Source organism: Geobacter sp. SVR (genome assembly GCF_016865365.1).
Taxonomy (GTDB): Bacteria; Desulfobacterota; Desulfuromonadia; order Geobacterales; family Pseudopelobacteraceae; genus Pelotalea.
Map to the genome: position 1 here is coordinate 1,977,913 of NZ_AP024469.1, position 25,396 is coordinate 2,003,308.

The following is a 25,396-nucleotide window of genomic DNA, read 5'->3' on the forward strand; positions in this document are numbered from 1 at the left end:
TGATTACTTCTCAGAGTCACTGTCCGCGTATAGAAACTGGCGAAGCTTCCCCAGGTCACGCGGATTTCCAAGAACTTTCAGATGAGGATCGCGTCCCAGCGCATGGCTGAAGGTTTCTTCGAGGTCGGTGTGTTCTGAGGTCAGCAGGAACGTGGTTGTCCCGCCCATGGCGTGATGGTCCAACTCGAATAGCCGGATCATGCGGTACGTTTCGCTGCCGTTCATGACCGGCATCTCGTGATCAAGCACTATGACTCCGTACGGTTTGCCCTGATTGCTGGATGTGATGAACTTGAACAGGGCTTCCCTGCCGTTTTCCGCCTCGTCTATCCGGCCGAGACCGTCGAGCGCGCCGGAAATCAGAATTCTGGCATGCCGGTCGGCATTCACGACGAGAAAACGCATAAGGTTGGAGAGCTTCTTCTTTTTTTTCATAGTGTCGCGGTGCAGGACAGGATACGTGAAGGCTATGAATAAAAATCGAGCCGGGTTTTCATGGAGGGCACTATTTTCTTGCGGACGGACTCCGCAAGGCGTTTCTGAGTGCTCTCCCTGAACAGGGCGAGAAGCCCGGACGGGTCAACGTGCGTGAAGTGAAAAAACACCTGCGGATCGTTCCCGAGCAGACCTGAGAATACTTCCCGGCAGTCGGGGGTCGAGGAGAGCACGCATATCGTGCTTTTGGAAAGGCACCCTTGCCTCTGTTCGTATGCGCGGATCAGGCGGAATGCTTCCGGCGCTTCCATCGTCCGTATCGGATGACTCAGCACTATGAACGTATAGGGTTTTGATGAATCGTGACATCGCATGAAAAGAGCCACTGCCTCCGCACCTCCCTCAACGGAGTCCACCTCGCAGTACGCGGAAAAAATTCCGACCAGGTTCTTTCTGCGCTTCTCATTGTCGTCGGCAATCAGCACACGCATGCACTACGTCTCCTTTTCATGGATGAGTAAGCCGGAAGCACGGATGCAGCCGGGCAGCAGGGTATTCGTGCTGCGACTATAGACGGGTCGGCTGTAAAACAGGACTCGGAAAAAGGAAGGGAAGGGGTCGGGAAAATCCCGATGCTCTGTCAGGGAGAAATCAGGCCGGTGCGGATTGCATAGCGGGTGAGGTCGGCAAGGCTGTAAAGGTTGAGTTTCCTGGTCAGTTGCTGGCGGTGGGTTTCAACGGTCTTGATGCTGATGGCAAGTTCGAAGGCGATTTCCTTGTTGTTTTTCCCTTGGGTAAGCATGGCGAGAATCTGCGTTTCACGCGGTGACAGCTTCGGTGATGCCGGCGAGGCAGGTTTGGATTGTGTCAGCAGCGTGCGCACCACGGCGCCGGCAACGTGCCGGCTGATGAATGTTTCGCCGCGCAGGACGGTGGCTATGCCCTCCAGCAACTCTTCGGCGGCGCAGTCCTTCAGCAGGTAGCCATGGGCGCCGGCATCAAGGGCCGCGCAGACAATCTCCGGTTCGTTGTGCATGGAAAGCATTATCACGCGGCACTCCGGCGCTGCGTCAAGAATGCGGCGGGAGCTCTCAATACCGTCCAGGTCGGGCAGCCCGATATCCATAATGATGATGTCGGGCCGCAGCGCGACCGCCATGGAGATTGACTCGAGCCCTTTTCCCGTTTCGCCCGCAATCTCGATGGCAGGCTCATCATCAAGGATCGTCTTCAGCCCGGTGCGGAATATGGCATGGTCTTCGACCAGTATCACCTTTATCGTATCCATGTGCTTGCTCCTCTTCATCCGGGTACCTGCATCTACCTTCTGGAGCAATATGTCAATCGGGAAAATCCTGGTTCCCTGGAGCATCTTGAAGCGCCGGAACCTGAATGGCACAGACGCAGCCCCGGCCGGGAGCGGAATCGATGGTGAACGCCCCCCCCAGCAGATTGATCCGCTGCATTACGTGAAACAGGCCGAACGAGTTGTTTGCAGTAGCCGTGGCTTCATGCCGTTCCCTGTCAAAGCCCTGCCCATTGTCCTGAACACGTATCTCCAACTGCATGCCGTCGCAGGACATGTTCAGGGAAACATGGCTTGCCGCTGCATGTTTCACGATATTTATGAGCAATTCCCTGACAATACGGTAGAGGGTGGAGCGCAAGGATACGGAAAGTTCGGGCAGAGGCTGAGGCGCGTCGATATGCACGGAAAACCCGTGCATGTTTCCCATGTCATTGGCAAGTTTTGAAAGCGCCGGCACCAACCCCAGTTTTTGCAACACGGGAGGGCTTATCAGGATGGTGCGCGCCCTGATTTCTTCTATGGTGGCGGTCAGCAGGGTGGACATCTCCCGGAAGCGGTCGTTCCCTCCCGACAGGCTTTTGGACAACCGATCCAGATTGATCTTCAGCAGTGCCAGGTTCTGGCCGACATCATCGTGCAGCCAGGCGGCCAGCCTTCTGCCCTCCCGTTCCTCGGTCAGGCACAGCTCCTCGGTCAAAGCGCTGAGCCGTTCCTGAAAGGCGAGCAGGCGCCGTTCGGTCTCCATGCGCATGGCCAGCTCAAGGTTCAAAGCCTCGGTGCGCTGAACCACCACCCGTTCCAGGGTCTCTCCGAACGACCGCAGTTCCGCTTCATTCTTTTTGTGCAGGGTGATGTCGCTGTGAACGGTAATGATCCGGGCAGGCCGTCCGTCCGGTTCCCATCTGAGTACGGTACATCGGGCCAGCACCCAGATCAGGTCCCCCATTTTGTGACGCATGCGGTACTCGAGCTCCACACGGTTGCAACCGCCGGCAAGTATTTTTTCATAGGCGGTTGTCACCTGGTCTCTGTCCTCATCGTAAATGAGCGCGTGCCAGTCCCTGATGTCGTCTCCGATTTCGTGACGTCCGTACCCGAGCATCTCCTTCCAGTGCGGCGAGCAGGAGGGCTGATCGCTGGTGATGTCCCAATCCCAGACACCGTCTCCGCTGCCGCTGAGAGCAAAGCGCCAGCGTTCTTCGTCAGCCTGTACGTTCTTTTCCCGGGTGAGCTGCTGGGTAATATCGTCAACAGTAGCCAGGACGAAGATCTCCGGGCCGAAATCTGCGGCGCAGGTGCGGAGGCGGACTTCACGCTCTCCCAGGACGGTCCTGTGGGTGCTTCTGATGCTGTGTTCGATCCCTTTGGCAGCCAGGTTGAGTTCGGCCATGGTCACTATCGGATGATTGGTGTCCAGATCGGTCAGACACGGCAGGTTTCGGGAAGAGCCGTCAAACCCGTAATAGCTGCAGGCGGCGGGGTTGGCCTGGACAATGCGGCCGGTACCAGCCATGATCATGATCTGGGGAACGGTATTATTCCTGAAAAAATCGTAAAAAACCGGGGAGGAAGGCTGCATGGGAGCTCTCCTGAGGGTAAAGGTTCTTCACCTTACCATTCACTGCTCATCATTCACAAGCTGTTCAGAAAGTGACGATCCTGAAATCAGAGCGCCCCACCTCTCACATGAGAGATGGGGCGTTTACGAGCTGCTGCAGGCTGCACGGCCTCTTGGGCCAGTTGTTGGGGTGGGGGGATTTATGAGATCGGCGCCAGGTTCTGGAGAGGGCGGAAAAAATTAATCGCTTGAAAACTCAGGGGAAGCTGGAATCAAGCAGCTCCTCCAGCGATGGGACGATGCAGGTCGCCTGGGTGAGGTATTCCCGAGGATAGCTGTTGGTAACGGCAACAACCTGCAGGCCGGCCCCCCGAGCTGATGAAATGCCGGCCGGGGTGTCTTCTATGGCGATAGTGCGTGCCGGGGTGAGTGCTCCTGCCGGGTTGCGCGCTTTCAGCTTCTCAAAGGCAAGACGGTAGCTCTCCGGATCAGGCTTGCTCTTGGAGACGTCGTCCGCAGTGACGATGACCTCAAAGCAGTCGCTGATGCCGAGCGTGCCGAGAATGGGGTCGATGTCACAGCGGAGAGCGCCGCTGCTGATGGCGATCGGGATACGATGCGCGCGCAGCTTTCTGATGAGTGCCACGACTCCGGGATAGGGGGCAATGCCGCTCCGGATGATATCCTGAAAGATATTCGCTTTCCGGTCTATCAGGGTGTGCAGCTCTTGCGTTGTCAGCCCTTTGCCTTGGGTGGAAAATGCCTCGATGAAGGCGTCCCGATCGTCGAATCCCATGTAGGTATCGACGTATTCCTGCCAGGAGAACCCTGAATCCAGCGGTTCGAGCACCTTTTGAAATGCCTGGTAATGAAGTGGTTCGGTATCAACGATTATGCCGTCGAAATCAAAGATGAAACACCCTGCCTCTATTCCGTTCTGAAATTTTACCATTTCCCCACCAGTGCCAGGCCCGCGCCACTTTCGTAGGTCTGCGGGGCTATGGCAAGTTTATTTCCTGATACATGATACTGTACAACGACCCGGCCGCACAACTCTCCCAGAAGGGCTCCGAATACGACATCACTCGCCCAGTGCTTGTTTTCCTGCATGCGCGAGAATCCAACAAAGGTTGCGGCGGAATAGTAAAGTGCCTTCACGGGGATGCTTTCCGTCGTGGCAGACATCACTGACGCCAATGCAAAAGAGCTGGAAGTATGCATCGACGGGAAGGAATCGTAATCATTTTTGAACCCGAATGGTTTAAAGTCCCCTTTATGTGCAGTTACAGTGGGCCTTCCTCTGCCCGTGGCTTCCTTGATGATGAATGTCGATGCATCGGCAAGGATCAGGGCTTCACCGACCATCTCGCCGGTCTCTTTCCATTTGGGCGAGTCGGCCGCTATGCCGAGTCCGTACATGCCGGCGGCAATGCCGAGATGCAGTATCGGATTACCGATCGTTGAGCCTATGTTGGTAGCCTTATCAACGCCGGCACTCTTGACGGTTTGCAGTTTTTCGAAAATTTCCTTGTCGAAGATATACGTCAGGGATGTGGCGGTAACAACTCCCAGGGTTGCCGCAATGTTTTCTCTCTGTACCGGCTGTGAGAGCAGGCTGATCGTTTCGTCCTTCAATCGGACTGCGGCCATGACCACTTCATCAGCCGGTGAAAACCCCTCGTTATCCGCCGCAAAAACGGGTGATGAAAAGAGCGGGAAGAAAAGGAGAACAGTCAGTATTCTTTTAATCAACGTCTGCCTCGGTACTTTACCATAAGTATTAGAAATGCAGTGGCCAACAGGGCCCCAAGGGCATCCGCTTCAAAATCGCGAATGTCCGCTTCCCGGCTGGTGGTGAACAATCCCTGAAAAATCTCTATCAGTCCTCCGCAGATGATAGCCGAAACCAAGCCGATCTGGCAGGCTTTTTTCAGGGAGGTCTGCATGATCAGACAGGTAATTGCTATAAGCAGACACATCACCCCCAGGGAAAAGGCGTGTTGAAATTTATCCCATCCCCAAAACCCCTCCACATGGGGAGGTGACGGTATCAGCGAAAAATAGAGAAGCGCAGCGGTCCAAGTTATCGCCGCTATCATCCAGGGGATATGTCGCCGCTCAGGTGTCATTGCGCTTGATTCGAAGAAGAGAGGTCTTGATGTCGCGTATGATCAGTGCATCCTGGGGAGACACCTTTGCAAGATACTCCTGGATGAACACAATGAAAATAGAAATAAAGAAGGCGGCGACGATTGATAAACCGACAATGAGCGAGCGCCTCGGTTTGCTCTTCTTCAGGGGGGGCACCGCCTCGTCAAGTACCTGCAGACTCGACGAATCCTTGGCCTCATTGATTTTTGCTATCTCGAACTGTTTGGTGAGCTGTTCGAAAATAGCTTCCTGAATCTTCAGCTCCCGCAGTTTGCGGACATACTCGACCCCCAGGGAAGGCACATTGCCCACGGAAGGAATCACATCCATCCCGCCACGGCCGGTCAGACTGCCGAGCTGACTTTTGAGTTTGCCGAGCGCAGCCTGAACGATCCTGACTTCGTTGCTTTCATCAGTCATGGAGTTCCGTAATGCGGCCAGCTGCACTTCCTTTGCGGTTATGTCGGCTTTCAGGCGGGCAATACCCTCGATTGCGGCAGTGGCCTGGGAGTCCGCCTTGATGGTCTTGTATTGTTCCTGAAACGATTTCATGTCGTTTTCGGCAGTGCGCAGATCCTGTTTGACGACTTCCAGGCGCTTCTCGAGAAAGATCCTTTCCGAACCTGCCTTGGAGAGATTCAACTGTACACTGCGGCGGCTGAGTTCTTCAACAAAAGTATTGGCCAGCAGCGCCGCTTTTCGAGGATCCCTGCTGTCAGCCTCGATGCTGATGATGCCATCTTTACTTGTCTTGAAGCGTACGATACCGGTCAATGTGGATCTGGCCTCGTCCACATCTTTTTTCTTCAATTCCTTCAGCAGATCGAGCTTATTGATAACCGCGTCCGCCACGGAACGGCTTTTCAGTATTCCAAGATAAAGGTCGGAGGACCCCCCTCCCAGCCCCATGCCGCTTGCCAGGCCAGCCAGACCGCCGGCCTGACCGAGCAGGGCCGACAAGCCGCCTGATGAGTCTTTCTGGGGGGGCAGAATCTTTGCAGTGGCGGTATATATGTTTTTGAGAGTCAGCGAGTAACAGAGGGAAATGATCGCTGCCGCCATGCAGAGTTTGATGATGAAGGCCTTCCGTTTCACGACAATCAGCATCAGCTCCAGCAGATTGATGTCCTGTTCATCGGGAAGGTAGCCGGGAGAGCGGAGCAGGGTGGTCGTATCGCTCACCTGCACAAGAGAAGGTTTGTCTGTTAGTTTTTTATCTGTCATATCAGCCCTATTTGAACCAAAGGAATACCGTACCGGCCGTCAGAGCCACTTGTGAAAGTATGGTGGTGATATCCTTTATGTCGCGAAGCCAGGCGGTACGCTCAAGCTTCTGCGGCACAACCAGCGTGTCGCCGGGATCCATGAACGTGGACATGAAACTGCCGAAATTCCATGTGCGGGTCTCGTCGCTCCATTTGATACCGAACGATGACTGCTGTCTGCTGTACACTGAACCATCCGCCCTGATGATATACATGTCCGAATCTTCGGCATCCCGGGTCGGTCCGCCGGCTTTGGAAAGGTATGCCCCCACATCGGAAGTCTGCGGGAGGTGGACGAAGGTCGTCGGATTGTAGACCTGCCCCATCACGTTGACCACATTCGGGCGGGAGGGGATTTCGATGATGTCGCCCCCCTCCATTTCGAGATCATAGGTGCTCTTCTTCAGCTCTTCCAGTTTTGACAGCCTGATGACGATACGCCCCTCGGCTTTGAGGTTCCTGAGGCGCTCGAGACTTTTCAGCAGGCCCTCCAGAGCTGCCCTGGTCCCCTCCAGTTCTTCCTTTGAAGCCGCTACGTACGACAGTGCTGCCTGCTTTTGCAGAATGTCCTTTTCGGTGCGGATTATGACTTCATCCATGCGTTTCTGCTGGATTTCCTTTACCGAGCGGCGCGTGAACCTGGAGCCTTTCAGATAGGCTTTGTCGGTGTAGCCGCCAGCCCGCTCGATGACCGAACTGATCCTTTCTCCCCGCGTGACGGAGTATACACCGGGAAAGCGCACTTCGCCTCTCAGGGTGACGAATTTGTCCGTTGCTTCGACCCAGTCGGCAATCCCGCGTACGATCAGGACATCGTCCGCCTGCAGCGGCATATTCTGTTGCGGATCCCCGTTGATTGCTTTGGCCAGATTGAGCGTTACACGGGTTGACAGCGCCTTGTCCCCGGCTATCACCACCCTGGTGAGTTCGGCGGTATCGAGGATGGCATTGCGCTTGGTGCTGCCTGCTGCAGCAATCAGATCTCGTATCGTCATTCCCGGATAAAAATCATATGCTCCCGGCGACATGACATAGCCGTTGATGGCAACCTTCGGTTTTTCCTGCATCTCCCAGCGGGAGAACACCCGGATGGTATCCTGTTCTTTCAGCTCGATGTTGTCGTGGCTGTCTCCACTCAGGGCCTTGCGGAGGTTGAAGGTAAGAATCTCCCTGTGGTAATCGGGCGCAGCCAGCCGTGTCACCTCTGCCGCTTCGAGATATGACTCGGGCAGCAGATCGGAAAAATCGCCGATCAGATCCTTGACGCGCATTCCCTGCTTGAACTGGTATTCCCCCGCCCTGGCCACGTTGCCGCGCAGTACGACCACATCGCGGACCGCTTCCTGCACCGGAAATACCTTGACCATATCCCGATCGAGTACCTCGGCACTTTGCAGCACGCGGTCTTTCTGCTCATCTTTGAGCTGGTAATCCAGCACGATTTTTGCGGTATTGTTCGCAACGCGTTCGACCTGGATTCTGCCGGTATAGCCGCTGGCGGTTATGCCTCCTGCCATTTGAATAACCTCAGCCAACGAAGCCTTTCCCTTCAGTTCGTATATGGCCGGCCGTTTGACCTCCCCGGCCACGGCTGCAACAGGACCGATCACCGGCACCAGGATCGTGTCGCCGTTCTGGAGACGCACATCCTGACTGCGGTCTCCGGTAAGAAGCATCTCATACAGGTCGATCTCGGTTACGAGCTTGCCGTCGCGCATCAACCTTACATTGCGCAGGGAGCCGTTGCGGGATGGTCCGCCCGCAGCGGAAAGGGCGTTGATCAGGGTTGCCTGTGAGCTTATGGGGATGCTGCCGGGAGTTTCCACCTCGCCGACCACGAAAACCTGGATGGTGCGTGTCTTGCCGAGGGTGACATTGAAGTTGTAGTTTTTGTAGTATCGTGCAATTGCCCTGTCGATGGCATCACGCGCCTGATCATACGAAAGGCCCGCAACCACCACCACACCGATCTTCGGTATCGTGACCTGGCCGTTCCGGTCGATGGAAAGCTCGTGTCGCGCACTCAAAGAACCCCAGATCGTAAGGTTGAGCGTGTCACCGGGGCCGAGCGCATAGCTGCCGCTGACCGGCAGGTCCTGGCCGTTCAGGACTTGCGAGCTGTTTTTGAAGAAGTCGTAGCCGAACTGGCGCAACTCTCTTTTGAACGGTTCGGGTTCGACCTTGTCCTGCATCGTCAATTTCTTCTTTGAGAAAAGGTTTTCAAGTGTGGAGCTTAGTTCTTCGGCCGGCAGCGGGGTGGCGAATCTCTCGTCGGATAGTATCTTCTCGGCTTTTTTCCGGGACTTGTAGGCGGTAACCTGAACGCAATAGGGCTGATGATTCTTGAGCTCCCTGATGACAAAGGAATCAGCGGAACCCACCTCCACGGGTTTTAGGGAACTCGGGTCCATTCCCCAGCTGACCACGTACTTCAGTTGCCCCTCTTCCACTGTCTGGTGGTAATTGACCAAGAGCCACGACAGTTTCAACTGGCCGTCTCCGGGGACCACTTTCAGCACGATCTTCGGCTTTTTGGCCGCATTGGTGATCTCCTGGTTGCCGGAGACCGGCTGATCGTTCTTCTCGGTCAGCGCTTTCAACTCGTCCATATCCGAGCTGGGAGCCGTAGTTCCCCTGATGCTCGACTCACCCGGAAAAAGATCCGTTTTCAGGTTGTCGCTGAATTTTTTTTGATCCAATGCTTTCTGTATTTCGTCTTCAGGGGCTGAAAAGGCGTGGCTTGCAGTCACGAGCAGCACTATCAGGACAAGGCACCATTTCACACATACATGCATGGATCACTCCTGAGGATGACATTAGATTATTATTAGATAGCACCATTAATAGGCACTGGCAACATTAAAGCCTGATTAATTTTTTTGACCGCTGCAGAAAAACAGGCAAAGAGCCGGCGATGTCGTCATCTTTGCAACGCAGCTATACTGCCTCCCTATGAATCTGTACGCTTTCCAGGTGGGGGCGGCGGTACTTCAGGCAGCGGGGCAGGTCGGGTGAAAATCATATTGACGATTCGATATTATGATCTATTATTAGAGAGTTTGTTTAACCGTTGCATGGGCATATGAGCACATTACCACATGAGGAGGCGAGTTCATGGCATTACGTCTAGCAATCAACGGGTTTGGCAGGATCGGCAGAATGGTTCTGCGTGCGGCAAGCAAAGACAGCGATCTCGAATTCGTGGCAATCAATGATCTTACCGATTCCGCGACCCTGGCACATCTCTTTAAGTATGATTCCGTTCATGGCCCGTTCCCCGGAACTGTAGAGCATACCGCGGACAGCCTGATAGTAAATGGCAAGACCATCAAGATTTTTGCCGTCAAAAATCCGGCCGAACTGCCCTGGAAGAGCGAGAACATCGACATTGTCCTCGAATCGACCGGCCTGTTCACCGCGAGGGAAAAAGCAGAACTGCATCTTCAGGCGGGTGCCAAGAAGGTTGTAATTTCGGCCCCTGCAACCAAAGAGGATATCACCGTTGTCATGGGGGTTAACGAACACCTCTATGACCCGCAGAAGCATTCGATCATTTCGAATGCCTCCTGCACCACGAACTGCCTTGCACCGGTGGCCAAGGTTCTGCACGAGACCTTCGGCATCGAGAAGGGGCTCGTCACCACTGTCCACTCATACACCAACGATCAGAACATTCTCGATCTGCCCCACAAGGACCTGCGCCGCGCCCGGGCAGCTGCCTTGTCCATGATACCCACGACCACCGGTGCTGCCAAGGCAGTTTCGCTGGTTTTGCCGGAGCTGAAGGGGAAGCTGGACGGCATGGCCATCCGTGTGCCGACGCCGAACGTTTCCGTCATCGACCTGGTTGCCACTCTCAAAAACGGTGCCGAGGCCGAGAAAATAAATGCCGCCCTCAAAGACGCCGCCAACGGACCTTTGAAAGGCATCCTCGGCTTCAGCGAGGAGCCTCTGGTCTCGATCGATTTCAACGGCAATCCGCTTTCTTCGATCGTCGATGCCTCCTGCACCAAGGTCATCGGTGAAAATCTCGTCAAGGTTGTCTCTTGGTACGATAACGAGGCCGGCTTCTCGCATCGGGTTGTCGACCTGTTCAAGCTGATCGCTTCGAAACAGTAGGGATAAGCCGTACCACACGAGAGGGGGAATGTTCCCCCTCTTTTTTCAATTCTTTTATGGAGGACAGCATGCCGATTCGCTACATTGACCAGGTCAAGGACCTGAAGGACAAAAAGGTATTCATTCGGGTCGACTTCAATGTCCCGCAGGACGACAAGGGCAACATCACCGAGGATACCCGCATAGTCGGCGCCGTACCGACCATAAAGTACGCCATGGAGCAGGGAGCGAAGGTTGTGCTGGCATCGCACCTGGGGCGGCCGAAGGGTGAATTCAAGCCGAAATATACCATGGCGCCCGCCGCGAAACGCCTTTCGGAACTACTTGGGAAAAAGGTGCAGCAGGCACCGGATTGTTTTGGCCCCGAGGTCGCCAAAATGATCGATACCATGAAGTCCGGCGAAGTGATCATGCTCGAAAATCTCAGGTTCTATCCCGGAGAAGAAAAAAACGACGCCGAATTTGCCGGTAAGCTGGCCAATGGCTGCGAAATATACGTGAACGACGCTTTTGCCGTTTCTCACCGCGCCCACGCTTCGGTCGAGGCGATCACCCAGGTGATTCCGGTCATTACGGCCGGGTTCCTGATGAGGAACGAGATGACCTTTTTCGACAAGGCCATGCAGAATCCGGTTCGCCCTCTGGTTGCTATCCTGGGGGGAGCAAAGGTTTCCGGCAAGCTGGAAGTGCTCGAAACTCTCGTGAACAAGGTCGACAAGGTCGTAATCGGCGGCGGCATGGCATTTACCTTTCTCAAGGCAATGGGCTATTCGGTCGGCAAATCGCTCGTGGAGGATGAATTGATCCCCACAGCCAAGAAGATCATGGACAGGGCCAAAAAGAAGGGGGTCATGTTCTATCTCCCGGTCGATTGTGTCGTAGCTAACGCCTTTGAAGCGAATGCCGCCAATTTCATTACTACGATTCAGGAGATACCGGCTGGCTGGATGGCGCTCGATATCGGACCTGCCTCGGCGACACTTTTCGCCGAAACCCTGCGGGACGCAAAAACAGTGATCTGGAACGGGCCGATGGGGGTGTTCGAGATGGATGCCTTTGCCCGCGGCACCTTTGCCGTGGCCGAAGCGGTGGGGAATGCCTTTGCCACCACCATTATCGGCGGTGGCGATACCGATTCGGCGGTGCGCAAGGCAGGCGTCGACAACAAGGTGAGCTATATCTCCACAGGAGGGGGAGCATTCCTCGAACTCCTGGAAGGCAAGGTGTTGCCCGGCGTCAAAGCTCTCGATATCAAACCGAAGAAATAGGGGGAACAATGCGTACGCCGGTCATTGCAGGGAACTGGAAACTTTTCAAGACCATCGGCGAGGCTACCTCCCTGGTGAGCGAACTCAAGCCTCTGGTAGCAGGAGCAACAGGCGTCGAAATAGTCGTGGCCCCCGTATTCACCGCCCTGAGCCGCGTGGCGGATATCGCCGCCGGATCGAATGTGCAGGTTGCCGCTCAGGATTGCTTTTGGAAGGAAGAGGGGGCCTACACCGGAGAGGTGGCACCGAAGCTGTTGAAGGATGCCGGCTGCAGCCATGTGATCATAGGGCATTCGGAGCGGCGCCAGTTTTTCGGGGAAACCGACCAGACGGTCAACAACAAGGCCAAGGCGGCTCTAGATGCCGGTTTGACAGCCATTGTCTGTGTGGGTGAAACCCTTGCCGAACGCGAGGCCGGCGTCACGTTCGCCGTCATAGGAAAACAGGTCAAAGAGGGATTGGCAGGGCTTTCCGTCGATAACCTCGCACGCGTCATCGTTGCCTATGAACCGGTCTGGGCCATCGGCACCGGCAAGACAGCCAGCGATGAGCAGGCCCAGGAGGTGCATGCCTCCATCCGTGCGCTCATCGGAGAACTTTTCGGTACCTCGGCTGCCGCGGAACTGCGTATTCTGTACGGCGGCAGCGTCAAGCCCGACAATGTCAAGGGACTGATGACCCAGGCTGATATTGACGGTGCCCTGGTTGGAGGGGCCAGCCTTGTGGCGGAGTCTTTCGCGGCTATCGTAAACTACGGGGCATGATCGCGGCCGGAGTTCCCGCAACCGCCACTGTTCAATAAAAGCTTTACAATGATGGGCGCGCTGTGGTACATATTTTTTCTTATCAAGTAGGCAGGGGACGCAGAATGACAATTTTTCTCACAATTTTGCATATAATCGTATGTTTCTTTCTGGTTGGCGTTGTACTGCTGCAGTCGGGAAAGGGTGCCGAAATGGGCGCCTCCTTCGGGAGCAGCGGCAGCCAATCGGTCTTCGGCGCCGGAGGGGGTACCACCTTTCTGAGCAAAATGACCACCGGGGCCGCCATAATCTTCATGCTGACCTCCCTGACGCTGGCATATGTTTCTGGCAAGCCTTCGTCGTCATCCATCATGTCAGGTAAGACCAAGCCTGCTGCAGGACAGAAGCCGGTTCAAGCACCCCAGCCGACAGCTCCGGCGCCTGCTCAGGGGACCGCAGCACCGGTTCAGGCACCCAAGAAATAGTACTTGAATTCAGTTTTTCCCTGTGGTATACATCTTAACTCTTTCGGTTAAACGGTTTGCGGTGGTGGCGGAATTGGTAGACGCACCAGCTTGAGGGGCTGGCGGGGGCAACCTCGTGATGGTTCAAATCCATTCCACCGCACCATTCAGAAGGCTCCTCCTGTCGAGGGGCCTTTTTTCGTTTGTACAGTCTGCGAATCGGACTGTTCGCAAATGTTCCGGAAGGGGTTATACTGAAAATATGGCGCCGGACCTCTGTTGGAAAGGAGACTGATATGGCTACTCATAAGCTGAATCTGCCGGATCAGCCCGAGCAGAACTGTGATGTCAGTATCTGGTGCGAGGAGTGTCAACAGGGCGAATACACGACCAGCGAGGATAAATATCTCTGTGCCGCCTGCGGAAAAATACTGGGAATGAACCATGAGGTGCGCCACGAGATCTTTCCGCATGTGGCTGGGGACTACCGGGAGCTTTATTGAGGACCGGGAGACGGATTCGCGCAGCGGACACGATGCAAATGTAAAAACCGGTTGCCATGCGTCGTGCATCCGTTGCGCCGAATAGCGGCTGCAACCGGACTTCCTTCAGTTTTCCACTGTGACTTCTTATCCCGGATTCGTTCGTGTAATCTCCGGTTATTGCTCAGAAGCTCCAGCTGACGCCGAACATATGCATGTCCAGACCGGGGTTGGGGGTGTCCTGTGAGTAGAATACATGCCCATTTGAGATGTGCTGCAGATGGTAACTCAGCACCAGGCCCGGTTCTAAATGATAGGACAAACCAACATAGGCGCCCAACTGCAGAATGCTTCCGAAGAGCTTGTCATCAAAATGCCGCCTGTCCAGCAGGTTTACATTGATGCCCATCTCCGGCTTGAGACCGCACCCGGATTTCTCGAAAACCAGCGCTGTGCCTATCATTCCGATTACGCCGGTACGCTCCCTGCCGTGCAGCACGCCGAGCGAGGCATTGGCCACCGGCAGCAGTCCCCATCCCTCATCGGTGTGCCACTCCCAGGGTAGCCCATAGACTCCGAAGGCTTCGTACTGGTGGAAATAACCGTCTCTCGATTCCACCTGAAACCCCATCCGCACGCCAAACTCGTTCCACCCTTCCCGCAGATACGAATCTGAGCACAGGGCTGTGCCTGTGCTCAGAAGGTACCATCCGACCGTAATGATTGTCACTGCCAACCGAATCGCAGGAACTGCACTTCGATCAGCTCTGCGCCTGCAAGCCACCTGTCACTCTTGGCTCTTGGGTTGCGGCTGCTGTTGTTGTTCAACGGGTTTGCTTTCCGGCACTTGGCCGCCTGCTGCGGCTCCTGCTGCAGCTCCGCTGGCCATGCCGCCCTGAGCCATGGCATTTCTGGTGCGATCGATCGTGGCCACCACCGGCTTGGTTGCCGTTTTAACCTCTTCCCCCTCCTGAATCGTCTTCTTGGCAAGCGGAGTGACTGCCTCTACCCCTTTGGGAGTGAGGTCGTTGGAGAGGTATTTATGGATGTTCTTGGCATCGGCGACATAGGTCTGGATGGCTCTCCTCGAATCGGCGCTGGCCTCGGGGATCTTGGTGAAATTATTGCGCTGTTCGGTGCGACGTTTCTCGCTGATATCCCTGAACTGCGGATCGGTGTAGGTATTCCCCTGTTTTTCCCATTCGGTGAAGTAGTTCAAGCCTTCAGAAGCCATCTTGTCGGTATTTTTTTCCAGATCCTTTGCCAGTTTTTCCATCTTGTCGACATTTGTCTTGTAGTACTCCAAAGCTCGTTTCATGTCGGTCTGGTTGGGGCTGATGAGGTCCTGCAGCGATGAGTTGGTCACGTCGACCTGCGAATTGATCTGTTTGTAGTCGTTCTCCACCACCTGCATGGCATCCGTTGCCTTTACCGAGCGCTCCATTCCGGTAGTTGCGCAACCCGACAGACCTGTCAACCCGGCCAGCATCATACTTGCGATGACTGCGACTGTATTTACAGCGTATTTCATGGTCTGACCTCCTTTGGTCGGCATGGCGTTATAGTGTATATAAACCATGGCGTTTGATTTACTGCTCTTGTATCTAGTTACATTAAAATTTAAGTATAATAATGCTTGATGCAAATATAAGGTGTGTACCTGCTATTAGTTTAATCGAGATGCCCGCGTTGTCAAATGGCCTGCGCCGATTTCTCCCGGCAATCGCCGAGGTAACCCCTTAAAACCGCCCGCGTTTGACGGCAATGCGTTGTCTGATAGAATAGGTCCTGTAGGCATTTTCCGCTTCTTTTGGATTGAGGTTCGTATGGATACCTATGATGAAGCCGCCTCTATCGATAAAGTCGTTGCAACCGGTGATGCCATAGCCATCAGACTGCTGGAAAGGTTCATGGACGCGGCGCAGGAACATTATTCACGAGGCATCGCCGGACGTGACGATGGCATACAGGATGTCATGCCTGCACTGTATGCCTTGAATCGTCATTTGCTGGCCAACTACCCGGATGCCTTTCCCTCGGGTTTTTTCGCGGGCGATGAGCCGGAAGTGCACGAGTACGTCGGCAAGTTGCTGGCATCGGTATTCCGGGACAGGCACGGCTCGCTCAGAGCCGCATCAGCTCCTGCCCTCCCTCGTGCCGCTGCCTGACCGGGATTGCGTCGCATTTCCTCTTGCTTCCTTCCTGAAGTTCGAAACCCATCATTCAGCGGTGACGCCGGAAAGGCGGCAATGCACGCAAAGAGTGAACAACCGACCGCCCCGGTATTCCGCTCCGGTTCGCGGACCGCTCGTGAAAACAGATGATTGAAGAAAGGAGCCGACGGTGACACATATCGAAACCGCACGGGTACAGGAAATGCTGGGACTGCAGATCGGTGTGATCCGGGATTCTGCTGCCAAGCTCCAGACAGATGACCTGGAACGCCTCGAAACGGTTCTTGCCGAACTGGAGCAGGGGATCGTCCAGCTGAAAAGCATGCTGACAAGCCTGCCGCACAAGCACTGATCAGCTGCGTGTCCCGTATCGGGCGGTTCGGGACGGGCCCTCAATCTTTGGTCCCTTTGCTTTTCGCCCCGCTTACTTCCCGTTCGAAGGTGGGAAGAATGGCCTTGAAAAATGCATTTTTGACCAGCTCCACGACCAGTTGCCAGGAGCTGGTTTTCGGATTTTCCAGCGGCCCGGCGATTTCCGCCTTGGTTGCCACCTCTTCCCGCGGCTTGTTCTTGAGCAGTTTGGCCACTCCTCCCACCAGCATTTCGTACATCTTGCGGAAGGCACCCTTTTCCTTGTCCTGACGCCTGTCGTATACCTTCATATCCCTGAAGAACGGCTTGATATAGCCTGAGACGACGTTGTTTTTGACATGCAGCTCGGTTACCAGTGAAAATTCTCCCGCGCTTACGTCGAAATTGCCATACGTGCGCAGCAGGTTGTTCAGCGACTTCAGTCGCGTATTGTCGATTTTCAGGTACAGATCAAGGTCGGGCCCGTTTTTCTCGGGCCGGAATTTCGCTGTTGCATGTGTGGCACCGCTGCCCATGAATTTTCCCCGCAGCTGTGCATCGGCAGGGCCTTCGGAAAAATGATTGGAGAGGTTGTTCAGACGGACCTCGGCCTCCTCCAGAAAGAGACGGTACGGCACCTTGGCCTCTTCGTTCACCATGCCGAACGTGCTTTCCGACAGGCGCAGGCGGTCGATTCGCAGCACCATGCCCGGCTTGTTGCTTACCTCCTTGGCCGCTTTCTTGCCGGTTTTGGCGCGTTGATGTTCCTTTGCCGCCGTGCCTGCGGAATGGACGTAATCTGCCTTCAGCCCCTGGATTTCCAATGCTTCGATATGGGCCTTGGTTATGGTGGGGGCATACTCGGCATTGCCGGTGCACGTGAGGGCGCCCCCCTCGATCCTGATATTGGACCGCGCCAGAATCGGCTTGAAGTAATCGACCGGTATTTTCTCGAGTTTGAAATTCCCTTTCAGACCAAGATAGGGCTCTGCCAGGAAATTGGCCCTGCCGTCGATGCTGCCGTGACCGGTGCCGAAGATGGTCGTGTCCAGGTGGAAGTCCGACGGGTAGACCTTGTCAGGCAGATGGATATTGCGGATGTTGCCGGCCTGAAAATTGAGATGGGTCAGTCTGAGCGGTCGTTTGGGATCCTGATCGATATAGGTGATGCTCGCGTCGCTGACCCGGATCCGGTTGATCTTGAGAGGATAGACCGCCTGGATTGCCTGCTGCCAGCCGCGTTTTCCCAGGGGAGTCTTGCTGGCTGCTTCCGTGCGCAGCTGCGGCAGGTCGATGTTCAGGCGCGGCTGGTCGAAGGCTATTTCCGCCACCAGTTTGCCGGACAGGATCTCCCGCCAGTGGACGCTGGCGCTCAGCACCGGCAGGAATGCGATGGCAGGTTCAGGGTGTGCCTTCTGGATTATGGTTGCATCCTTCACGGTAACGCTCAGGCCGATCAGTTGCAGATGTACGGAAGGGAGGCGGACGGTGTAATCCTTGAGGCTGCTGTTGAGCTTTTTTTCCGTGATCCTGCGCAGCGGCTCGTCCAGAAAGAACGAGGCGATGAACAGGAACAGCAGCATCCCCCCCAGAATACCCGCCACCCATTTCAGAATCTTTGCCGGCCCGGTGCGGAAGGTGCGTCTGCCGGGCTCGTGCTCATGATTTTCCGTCATGTCTCTCTCCGGTGCCGGAATTGTAAGGGTGAGAGTAACCTCGAACGCTTGATTTTACCGGTCCCCAGTCCCCGGTCCCTGATTCTCTCAAGCAGCGCCAGCGGTGCGCAGGCGAACAGCCGCGCCAGTGGAAGGCGCCCGGCCGCATCGGTCTCCACCGTTTCATCGGTTATGACGTTGCGATAGCATGCTCCGGTTGTGCCGAGATCCAGCTCGGTATCGAGCCAGACCGATTCTCCCAGCGGCAGCGTTCCCACTTCGGGGACCAGCGTCGCAAACAGTCGGGGGGCTGCTGCGATTATCGATCTGCCGTTCACGTTTCGGGAGAAGGCGCAGACATGCCTGGCGCGCGCGCCATGGGCCTCCAGGGGCTGATAATCCCCCCGGTCGAACATTTCCCGGTTGTCCCTGCGATAATTCAGGCACCGATAGATCACATACAGTTTTATGCGCCCGTCCTGCCACGATTGCAGCAGTTCCCGGATCAGGTCCCGCGGGCCGATCTCCCTTTCCCGATTTTTCAGTCCGGTCAGGATCCGGCGCTGTTCGTCATAGTCCACCGGCCTGCGGTTGTCGGGATCCACCAGGCTGAGATCCCACAGTTCGCTGCCCTGGTAGAAATCAGGGACTCCGGGCGAGACGATTTTGAGCAGGACCTGGGAGAGTGAAGTGAAATGCCCATAGTGGGCGATCTGCTTCCTGAAGCGGGTAAAATCCTTTAAAAAAGTGCTGTCGGGACTGTCCTCCAGAATCGCGTCCACAAAGGAAAGCAGCGCCTCCTCATACGCGGTGTTGGTGCTGACCCAGCTGGTGTTGACCTTGGCCTCCCGTACCGCCTTGAGCATATATTCCCTGACCCTGGCCAGGAAGAGCTGATAGGCCTGCCGGTCCATTTCCACTGCCGGCCATGCTCCGACCAGGGTTTGATAGAGCAGGTACTCTTCGTTGCGATCCGGCACGCTTTGGTTGTCGAGCACCTTGCGTTTCTTCTTGTTCAGGCGGCTCCAGGCAGTTACCGACTTCTGCCAGCGGCCCGGCAGTTCGGACAGGGCATTGATCCGGGCACGCAGGTCTTCCCCTCGCTTGGTATCGTGGGTAGCGGTGGCGACCATGCTGTGCGGGAAAGATTTGACCTTTTCCATGTTGTGCCCGTGAAATGCCTCCAGGGGCAGGCCGAACCGTCCCGGCATGCCCCCCACGTCGTTCAGGGAGGTCAGCCGGTTGTACACGTAAAATGCGGTATCCTCCATTCCCTTTGCCATGACCGGGCCGCTGACCTGCTGAAATTTCATCGCAAACGAAAGCCAGTTCAGTTTGTCCGTTTCCAGTGCGTATTCCGGAAATTTCAGCAGCAGCACGGAGCGCAGGAAATCGAAGGTGGAGGCGCTGATGGCCTGGTTTCTCCGCTTCGCCCTTCCTACCGCCGTTTCGATGTACTGGAGGTCCTTTTCCCGGATGGTCCATGAATTGACATAGGAACGATATACCGGAAAAAAAGCGGCCACTTCGCTGATGGCGCGGGTCAGGCTGTTCTGGGTGAAATCCCGGGTCAGGCGGTGCTGCTCAGAAATCGAGTTGAGCTGGTCGCCGAGCATGTTGATCTCACCTGCCAGTGCCACCTGCATGACCAGTTTCTTCTTGTCGTAGACCACCTCGGGGAATTCGGCATTCTCGCCGGTGAACCGGCTGTAGATGCGATCGAATGCCCGGGCGCTCTCCGTGTCCACGAAGATGCCGTTGAGGTAGTTGAGGAAATCGTATCCGGTGGTGCCGAATACCGGCCAGTCCTCGGGGAGCTGTTCCCCTTTCATCAGTATCTTTTCGCACACCAGATAAAAGGGCTTGTAGCCGGGATCCCGCTCCAGGATCGCCTGGTATTCGTCGGTATGCCTTTCATGCGCGTCCGGCAGCGGAGAGCCGGTGGTTTCGGCCAGCCGCGCCTGGATGAAACTCTGCTCCTGCAGGCTGCGCAGGTACGCCAGGGGGTCGTAGAGGCCATCGACGTGATCGATCCGCACGCCGGTGATACTTCCTTCGCGGATCAGGCGGAACAGGAGCGGGTGGGTTTCCTTGAAAACAGCCGGATCCTCCATCTTGATGGCCGCCAGCCCGTTGATATCGAAAAATCTGCGGTAATTGATCTCCTCGGTTGCGACTCTCCAGTAGGATAGCCGGTAGACCTGCTCGCGGAGCAGGCTGTCCAGCAGGTCGAAACTGCGCGGATCACCCTTGGTGCCATTGAAGATGCGGATGTTCCTGTCTATGAAAAAGGCTATTTCCGGGCATGACCCGCACAGCCCGTGGAGGTGCTTCTTGACGAGTTCCTTCTCGCGATAGCGCTCTGCACGTTTGTCCGGATCCTGCTCCGTGGTGGGGGGGAGATGATGCAGTGTGGTGATGATGCTCAGCAATTCCAGCAGGGGAGGGAAGTCGGCCTCCAACGACTGCTGCAGCTCCTTCAGCCGGAACGTCAGGATCTGCCGGTAACTTCCCGGTTCGACCGGAACTTTCATATGCGAATTCACTATCCAGAAGGCACCCTGTTCGAATGCCAGGCGGAGTTCCCCCTTTTCGAGGATCTTGCCGTACTGGTCTGCCAGAAACGGGAGCAGCACCTTGTTGGTGAGCTCCTTTTTGACCGGATGCCAGTCGATGTCGAAAAAGTGTGCATAGGGCGAGCAGGGGCCGTTTTCGAGTACATCCTGCCACCACAGGTTTTCGCTGCTTTCTATACACATGTGGTTGGGTACGAAGTCGAGGATCTGTCCCATCCCATGGCGCTGCAACTCTTCCACCAACTGCCGGTGCGTTTCCTCGTCGCCGATCTCCCTGTTGAGAATCGTCTGATTGACGATGTCGTAACCATGGAGACTGCCGGCATGGGCAGCCACGTAGGATGAGGCGTACAGGTCGCTGATGCCGAGTTCGTGAAGATAGGCAATGATCTGCCGGGCCGATGCAAAGGTGAACTGCCGGTTGAATTGAACCCGGTAGGTTGCTGTCGGTATTCTCGCCTGCGGCAGCGTATCCCGCTCCATACTATCCCCTCTACCTCAGTTCGCCGATTTCAGGCAAAAGAGCAGCCAGATTGAAATGCAGCATTTCGCCCAGGGCCCTGAAGGCTTCCACCCAGGCCGCGGCCTCTTCGCTGGCGGCACAGGCCCTGAGCTGTCCGGGATAGAATGTTTTCGAAAGCCGGTAATAATCGTTCTGGATCTGCCATAGTACGATCTGGTTGGGAAGCGCCCTGATCAGCTCCGTCAGCTTCCGGATACGTCCCAGCAGGTGCAGATCCGAAGGGTTCGTCTCCAGAGCATGCATGAGCTCCTCCATGTGCAGTCGCATGAAATACTCCGACTCGGGTGATTCGATTCGTACCTGCCATTTGCCGATCTGGTCGATGGTTCTCTCGATCGTGTCGGAATCGACATCCTCCTGGATCAGCACCCTTTTTATCACGGCGTTCAGAGCGGGCTGCGCCGCCGCCATGAACAGCTTCGGTACCGGCATGCCGCTTTCGTGTACGAACTCGATCAGCGGTCGGCTATGTTCGTACATCCGCTGGAATATCTCGGCGAATTCCTCGATGGTGCTGTTGATAATGGCGCTCAGAATCTTGCGCTGCTCGTCCCGGAACAGGTTTGCCAGCGAGTAGTTGTGCGTCCCGAAGTGGGTATCCATCAGCCCGATAATATGAGAGTAGAGGCCGCGCTCAAAGGCGGACAGGATTTCATCCCGCATTGTGGTATAGGCAGCCGTGTCGCTTCCCCGTGAGATGCAGCCCTTGAAATCGTGGCTGCCGAGACGCATCACGCAGAAGGTCAGGTAATCGGTTTCACCGGTGATGTCCGAACCGATCGTCACGCGTCCCAGGGCCAGGGTCGCCTCATCCGACGAAAGCTTGGTGTAGTCGTCAGTGGCGACCGTGTAACAGAAAATCCTGCTTGATTCATGGTATTCCTTGAACAGCGAACTGAAGGCGTAATGAGTGCCGACCTTGGTCAGGTCCACCCGCGCCGGCAGCACGAAACGATCGTAGATGACGGCACCGTTGCCGATGGCGGCGATGTTGCTGTGCGCGTGTGCCAACCTTTCCAGGAATGATTTTTCGAGCCCCTGTTCGAACTCGGCGAGGCCCGCTGCCAGTTGCAGCGCCCTGCTGGCATATTGAATCACCTGAACGGTTTCCGGCCCCGAGAGCTCGTCGAAAAACCAGCCGCAACTGGTATACATCAGCATGGCATGGCGCTGCATTTCCAGCAGCATCAGGGCCGCATTCGTTTCCCGCAGATCGAGCGGCCGGGCGGCATGCCGCGATACGAACTGCCTGGCCTGCTCGATCCCTCTGTTCAGGATAACCTCGATATACTCGTCCCGTGCCAGCCAGGGGTCCTTCAGGAGCTGGGCCCCGCTGTGGCTGAATTCAGTGGCGAGCCGGTCCCGCAGCCAGTCCAGGGCCGCGCGCAAAGGGGCGCGCCACTGCTGGTTCCATTGGGGATAGCCTCCCGAATTGCAGCCGCAGTCGCTCTTCCAACGCTCGATCCCGTGGACGCAACTCCAGGAGGAATTTTCCCAGATCTCCGCCTCATGGGTGGGAGGGCACAATTCGAGATATTCACCGTAATTGGTAAGCCGTGCCAAACCGCCGGACTCGATCCTCTTCAAAGCCGCAGCCAATGCCATGTCCCCGAATTTCTGATGATGGCCGTACGTTTCGCCGTCAGTGGCGATATGGAGCAGCTGCGGCCACTCGCGCTCATCGGAGAACCCCGCCAGCAGCCGCTCCGAAAAGCTGTCTCCGTTCTCCAGAAGCCTGTCAAAGGCGACTGCCCGGGAGATCGGTCCATCGTAAAAGAAAAGGGAGATGGTCCGGCCGGAAGGGAGCCGGCACTGGTAAGCCCGGCTGGGATCGATGGCGGCACCCTCGGTCTCGTTCCAGGCCTCGTCGCCGATTTTTCTGAAACGTGCCGCCTGGTGGGGGGCGAGGATGGTGAAGGCGATGCCCTGCTCTGTCAGCAGGTCGAGTGTCTCCAGGTCCACGGCGGTTTCCGCCAGCCACATCCCTTCGGGGCGGCGTTTGAAGCGGTATTCGAAATCCCGGATGCCCCAGATGATCTGGGTTCTCTTGTCCGCAGCGTTGGCCAGCGGCAAGATGATGTGGTTGTAAACCTGGGCAATGGCCGCGCCATGCCCGGAGTGCATGTCGATGCTCTGCTGGTCCGCATTCAGGATGGCCTGGTAGACCTGGGGAGAGGCCGCTTCCATCCATGAGAGCAGGGTCGGGCCAAGGTTGAAGCTGATCTTTGCGTAATTGCTGACGATGTCCACGATGCGCTGGTCGCCGTCCAGGATGCGCGAGGCGGAATTGGGGGCATAACACTCGGCGGTGATGCGCTCGTTCCAATCGTGATAGGGCGCGGCAGAATCCTGGATCTCCACTGACTCCAGCCACGGATTTTCGCGCGGCGGCTGGTAGAAGTGCCCGTGAATGCAGACAAAACGCTCGGTCTCCGGTTTCATGGCTGCTCCTCGTAATTTCTGCAATACAGCATCAGGCTGAATGCATCGATCGTAATCGTGATTGCGGTCCCGTCGGCCCCGAAAAACGCCCTGTTTTCAAGGCGGCCGGCCCCCCCCCATTCCGGTGCCGACGAATCGAGGATCAGGCGCCACGTTCCCGGGGCAAATCCGACATCCGTTTCCCGGGGTGTGTCGCTGAAGTTGTACAGACAGAGCAGGGCGCTTTCCCCTGCATGTCTCTCGAGCGTCAGCAGTCTTTTCCCTTCATCGCAGCTCGCCCGGATCGAACCGCGGTCGAACGCGCGCCAGGCCGGGATCCGGCAACGCAGCCCCAGCAACGTCCGGTAAAACCGGTACACCAGGCGGTGTGTTCCCTGCAGCCGCAGCGAAGGGTCGATCTTCGAGCACAGGAACGTCTCCTCCGCCTGCGGGTCCGGCGCCTGGCCCTGCTCTCCGAACGATGAAAACTCCGCCCGGCGCCCGGTACGGACCGCCTCGATCAGCGCCGGATCGGAATGACTGACAAAGTACTGAAAAGGGGCTGTCTCGCCATATTCCTCCCCCATGAAGATCAATGGGATGTAGGGGGAGGTCAGCACGACGCCCGCTGCCAGCATCAATGTGGCAGGGGGAAGAACGCTACTCAGGCGGTCCCCCTGCATGCGGTTGCCGACCTGGTCATGGTTCTGAGCGAAGACAACGAACTGGGAAGGGCTGCGCTCCCTGGACGAATTCCCGTGGCGTCTGAGGCGATAGGCGGAATGCTGGCCGCTGAAGACGAAACCTTCCCTCAATGCCCGTGCCAGCTGGCCGAGGCCGCCGAAATCGCAGTAGTAACCCCGCTTTTCACCGGTCAGCAGGGCATGGAGGGCGTGGTGGAAATCGTCGTTCCATTGCGCATCGAGGCCATAGCCGCCGTGATCGGGTGGAGTGATCACCCGTGCATCGTTCAGATCGCTCTCGGCTATTACATGAATCTCCCTTCCCAGCGTTTCCCGATGACGGTGCATCTCTCCGGCCAACTGCTGCAGGAAATGGCAGGCGCCGAAATCGTAGATACCGTGAATGGCGTCCAGCCGCAGGGCGTCCACATGGAACTCGTTGATCCAGTACAGGGCGTTCTGGATGAAGAACGAGCGGACCGGGTCGCTCCAGGGGCCGTCGAAGTTGATGGCATCTCCCCAGGGGGTGCGGTACCGCTCGGTAAAATAGAATCCGAATTCCCCGAGATAGTTCCCTTCCGGTCCCAGGTGGTTGTAGACCACGTCGAGTATCACCGCCATGCCCCTAGCATGGCAGGCATCGATCAGCCGCTTCAGCCCCTCCGGTCCGCCGTAGCTGTTCTGGGGGGCAAAGGGATAGACGCCGTCGTAGCCCCAGTTGCGTTCTCCGGGGAACTGTGCCACCGGCATCAGCTCTATCGCGGTTATACCGAGATCTTTAAGCCGGTCCAGCGAGTCGATCGCAGCCGTGAAACTGCCTTCGCGGCTGAAGGTACCGATATGGAGTTCGTAAATGACATACTCTTCCAGGGGCCGCCCGCGCCATTCCCGGTCTTGCCACTCGAACCGCAACGGATCGATCACCTGGGATGCCCCGTGCACCCCCTCCGGCTGGAAGCGCGAGGCCGGATCGGGACGTGCCGGCCCTTGGTCCGGCAGGTAGAGGTAGCGGTCGCCGGCCTCCACGCCGGAAATCGTTGCGGAGAAGTAGCCGCTTTGCTCCTGCTGCAGGGGTATGTCGGCCGCGTCCGTTTCTCCGGAAAGGATCCGGACCGAAACGGAACGGGCCTTGGGGGCCCAGACCCTGAAACGGGTTCCCTCTCCCTCGATGAAATTGGCGCCTACATCGGGGCGCCAAATGATCGCAGCCATGGAATCA

General features: G+C 56.5%; 22 protein-coding genes and 1 tRNA gene. 8 read left to right on the forward strand and 15 right to left on the reverse strand.

All coding sequences use genetic code 11. From position 1 onward, the window contains the following. Positions 1-3: 3 nt before the first annotated feature. The 9 genes from GSVR_RS09165 to GSVR_RS09205 form a co-directional block, all read right to left on the reverse strand. Entirely contained in the window at positions 4-435 is a 432-nt protein-coding gene (locus tag GSVR_RS09165; RefSeq protein ID WP_173196630.1) for a response regulator, read from the reverse strand. Positions 436-467: 32 nt separating this feature from the next. Continuing rightward, positions 468-920 (reverse strand): hypothetical protein, encoded by a 453-nt coding sequence (locus GSVR_RS09170; RefSeq protein ID WP_203978850.1) that lies wholly within the window; start codon positions 918-920, stop codon positions 468-470. A 155-nt stretch (positions 921-1,075) separates the two neighbouring features. Continuing rightward, positions 1,076-1,723, reverse strand: coding sequence for a response regulator transcription factor (locus tag GSVR_RS09175; RefSeq protein WP_173196626.1), 648 nt, complete (start codon positions 1,721-1,723; stop codon positions 1,076-1,078). A gap of 52 nt (positions 1,724-1,775) precedes the next feature. After that, on the reverse strand, positions 1,776-3,323 hold the full coding sequence (locus GSVR_RS09180) for a PAS domain-containing protein (RefSeq protein ID WP_173196624.1): 1,548 nt from the start codon (positions 3,321-3,323) through the stop codon (positions 1,776-1,778). A gap of 235 nt (positions 3,324-3,558) precedes the next feature. Continuing rightward, positions 3,559-4,254, reverse strand: coding sequence for an HAD family phosphatase (locus GSVR_RS09185; protein WP_173196622.1), 696 nt, complete (start codon positions 4,252-4,254; stop codon positions 3,559-3,561). Beyond that, positions 4,248-4,937, reverse strand: a complete 690-nt coding sequence (locus GSVR_RS09190) for a phosphatase PAP2 family protein (protein WP_239077500.1) — start codon at positions 4,935-4,937, stop codon at positions 4,248-4,250. The genes GSVR_RS09185 and GSVR_RS09190 overlap by 7 nt, the downstream gene beginning before the upstream one ends. Positions 4,938-5,050: 113 nt before the next feature. Then, positions 5,051-5,431 (reverse strand): VanZ family protein, encoded by a 381-nt coding sequence (locus tag GSVR_RS09195; protein ID WP_173196620.1) that lies wholly within the window; start codon positions 5,429-5,431, stop codon positions 5,051-5,053. Then, on the reverse strand, positions 5,421-6,677 hold the full coding sequence (locus GSVR_RS09200) for a Wzz/FepE/Etk N-terminal domain-containing protein (protein WP_173196618.1): 1,257 nt from the start codon (positions 6,675-6,677) through the stop codon (positions 5,421-5,423). Before GSVR_RS09200 ends, GSVR_RS09195 begins: the two co-directional genes overlap by 11 nt. 7 nt (positions 6,678-6,684) lie before the next feature. Further along, positions 6,685-9,513 (reverse strand): SLBB domain-containing protein, encoded by a 2,829-nt coding sequence (locus GSVR_RS09205; protein WP_173196616.1) that lies wholly within the window; start codon positions 9,511-9,513, stop codon positions 6,685-6,687. A 319-nt stretch (positions 9,514-9,832) separates the two neighbouring features. On the opposite strand from GSVR_RS09205, the gene gap reads away from it, so the two are divergent. The 6 genes from gap (at position 9,833) to GSVR_RS09235 (ending at position 13,815) form a co-directional block, all read left to right on the forward strand. Next, positions 9,833-10,837 carry a type I glyceraldehyde-3-phosphate dehydrogenase gene (gene gap, locus GSVR_RS09210; RefSeq protein ID WP_173196614.1) on the forward strand — a complete coding sequence of 335 codons (1,005 nt, stop codon included), beginning with the start codon at positions 9,833-9,835 and terminating at the stop codon, positions 10,835-10,837. Between the two features lie 68 nt (positions 10,838-10,905). Next, positions 10,906-12,105: a phosphoglycerate kinase gene (pgk, locus tag GSVR_RS09215; RefSeq protein WP_173196605.1), complete on the forward strand. Its 1,200-nt coding sequence runs from the start codon at positions 10,906-10,908 to the stop codon at positions 12,103-12,105. A gap of 8 nt (positions 12,106-12,113) precedes the next feature. After that, entirely contained in the window at positions 12,114-12,869 is a 756-nt protein-coding gene (gene tpiA, locus GSVR_RS09220; protein ID WP_173196603.1) for a triose-phosphate isomerase, read from the forward strand. A 104-nt stretch (positions 12,870-12,973) separates the two neighbouring features. Further along, positions 12,974-13,333 carry a preprotein translocase subunit SecG gene (secG, locus tag GSVR_RS09225; protein WP_173196601.1) on the forward strand — a complete coding sequence of 120 codons (360 nt, stop codon included), beginning with the start codon at positions 12,974-12,976 and terminating at the stop codon, positions 13,331-13,333. A 58-nt stretch (positions 13,334-13,391) separates the two neighbouring features. Then, a tRNA-Leu gene (locus GSVR_RS09230) sits at positions 13,392-13,478 on the forward strand. Positions 13,479-13,608: 130 nt separating this feature from the next. Next, entirely contained in the window at positions 13,609-13,815 is a 207-nt protein-coding gene (locus GSVR_RS09235; RefSeq protein WP_173196599.1) for a hypothetical protein, read from the forward strand. Between the two features lie 163 nt (positions 13,816-13,978). Here the strand turns inward: GSVR_RS09235 and GSVR_RS09240 are convergent, their stop codons facing one another. Both GSVR_RS09240 and GSVR_RS09245 read right to left on the reverse strand, forming a co-directional pair. Then, the gene (locus tag GSVR_RS09240; RefSeq protein ID WP_239077538.1) at positions 13,979-14,425 is read right to left on the reverse strand and encodes an acyloxyacyl hydrolase; all 447 of its coding nucleotides are present in this window, start codon (positions 14,423-14,425) and stop codon (positions 13,979-13,981) included. A gap of 156 nt (positions 14,426-14,581) precedes the next feature. After that, positions 14,582-15,325 carry a DUF2959 family protein gene (locus GSVR_RS09245; protein ID WP_173196595.1) on the reverse strand — a complete coding sequence of 248 codons (744 nt, stop codon included), beginning with the start codon at positions 15,323-15,325 and terminating at the stop codon, positions 14,582-14,584. Between the two features lie 295 nt (positions 15,326-15,620). On the opposite strand from GSVR_RS09245, the gene GSVR_RS09250 reads away from it, so the two are divergent. Continuing rightward, complete coding sequence (locus tag GSVR_RS09250) at positions 15,621-15,962, forward strand: hypothetical protein (protein WP_173196593.1); 342 nt, start codon at positions 15,621-15,623, stop codon at positions 15,960-15,962. A gap of 175 nt (positions 15,963-16,137) precedes the next feature. Continuing rightward, positions 16,138-16,320 carry a hypothetical protein gene (locus tag GSVR_RS09255; RefSeq protein WP_173196591.1) on the forward strand — a complete coding sequence of 61 codons (183 nt, stop codon included), beginning with the start codon at positions 16,138-16,140 and terminating at the stop codon, positions 16,318-16,320. A gap of 40 nt (positions 16,321-16,360) precedes the next feature. On the opposite strand, the gene GSVR_RS09260 is transcribed toward GSVR_RS09255, so the two are convergent. Genes GSVR_RS09260 through treZ form a run of 4 tightly spaced genes read right to left on the reverse strand, consistent with a single transcriptional unit; the run spans position 16,361 to position 25,389 of the window. Beyond that, on the reverse strand, positions 16,361-17,995 hold the full coding sequence (locus GSVR_RS09260) for a DUF748 domain-containing protein (protein ID WP_173196589.1): 1,635 nt from the start codon (positions 17,993-17,995) through the stop codon (positions 16,361-16,363). Continuing rightward, positions 17,992-21,033 (reverse strand): malto-oligosyltrehalose synthase, encoded by a 3,042-nt coding sequence (locus GSVR_RS09265; RefSeq protein WP_173196587.1) that lies wholly within the window; start codon positions 21,031-21,033, stop codon positions 17,992-17,994. The genes GSVR_RS09260 and GSVR_RS09265 overlap by 4 nt, the downstream gene beginning before the upstream one ends. 10 nt (positions 21,034-21,043) lie before the next feature. Next, positions 21,044-23,515, reverse strand: coding sequence for a DUF3536 domain-containing protein (locus GSVR_RS09270; RefSeq protein ID WP_173196585.1), 2,472 nt, complete (start codon positions 23,513-23,515; stop codon positions 21,044-21,046). Then, entirely contained in the window at positions 23,512-25,389 is a 1,878-nt protein-coding gene (gene treZ / locus GSVR_RS09275; protein ID WP_173196583.1) for a malto-oligosyltrehalose trehalohydrolase, read from the reverse strand. The genes GSVR_RS09270 and treZ overlap by 4 nt, the downstream gene beginning before the upstream one ends. Positions 25,390-25,396 lie beyond the last annotated feature (7 nt).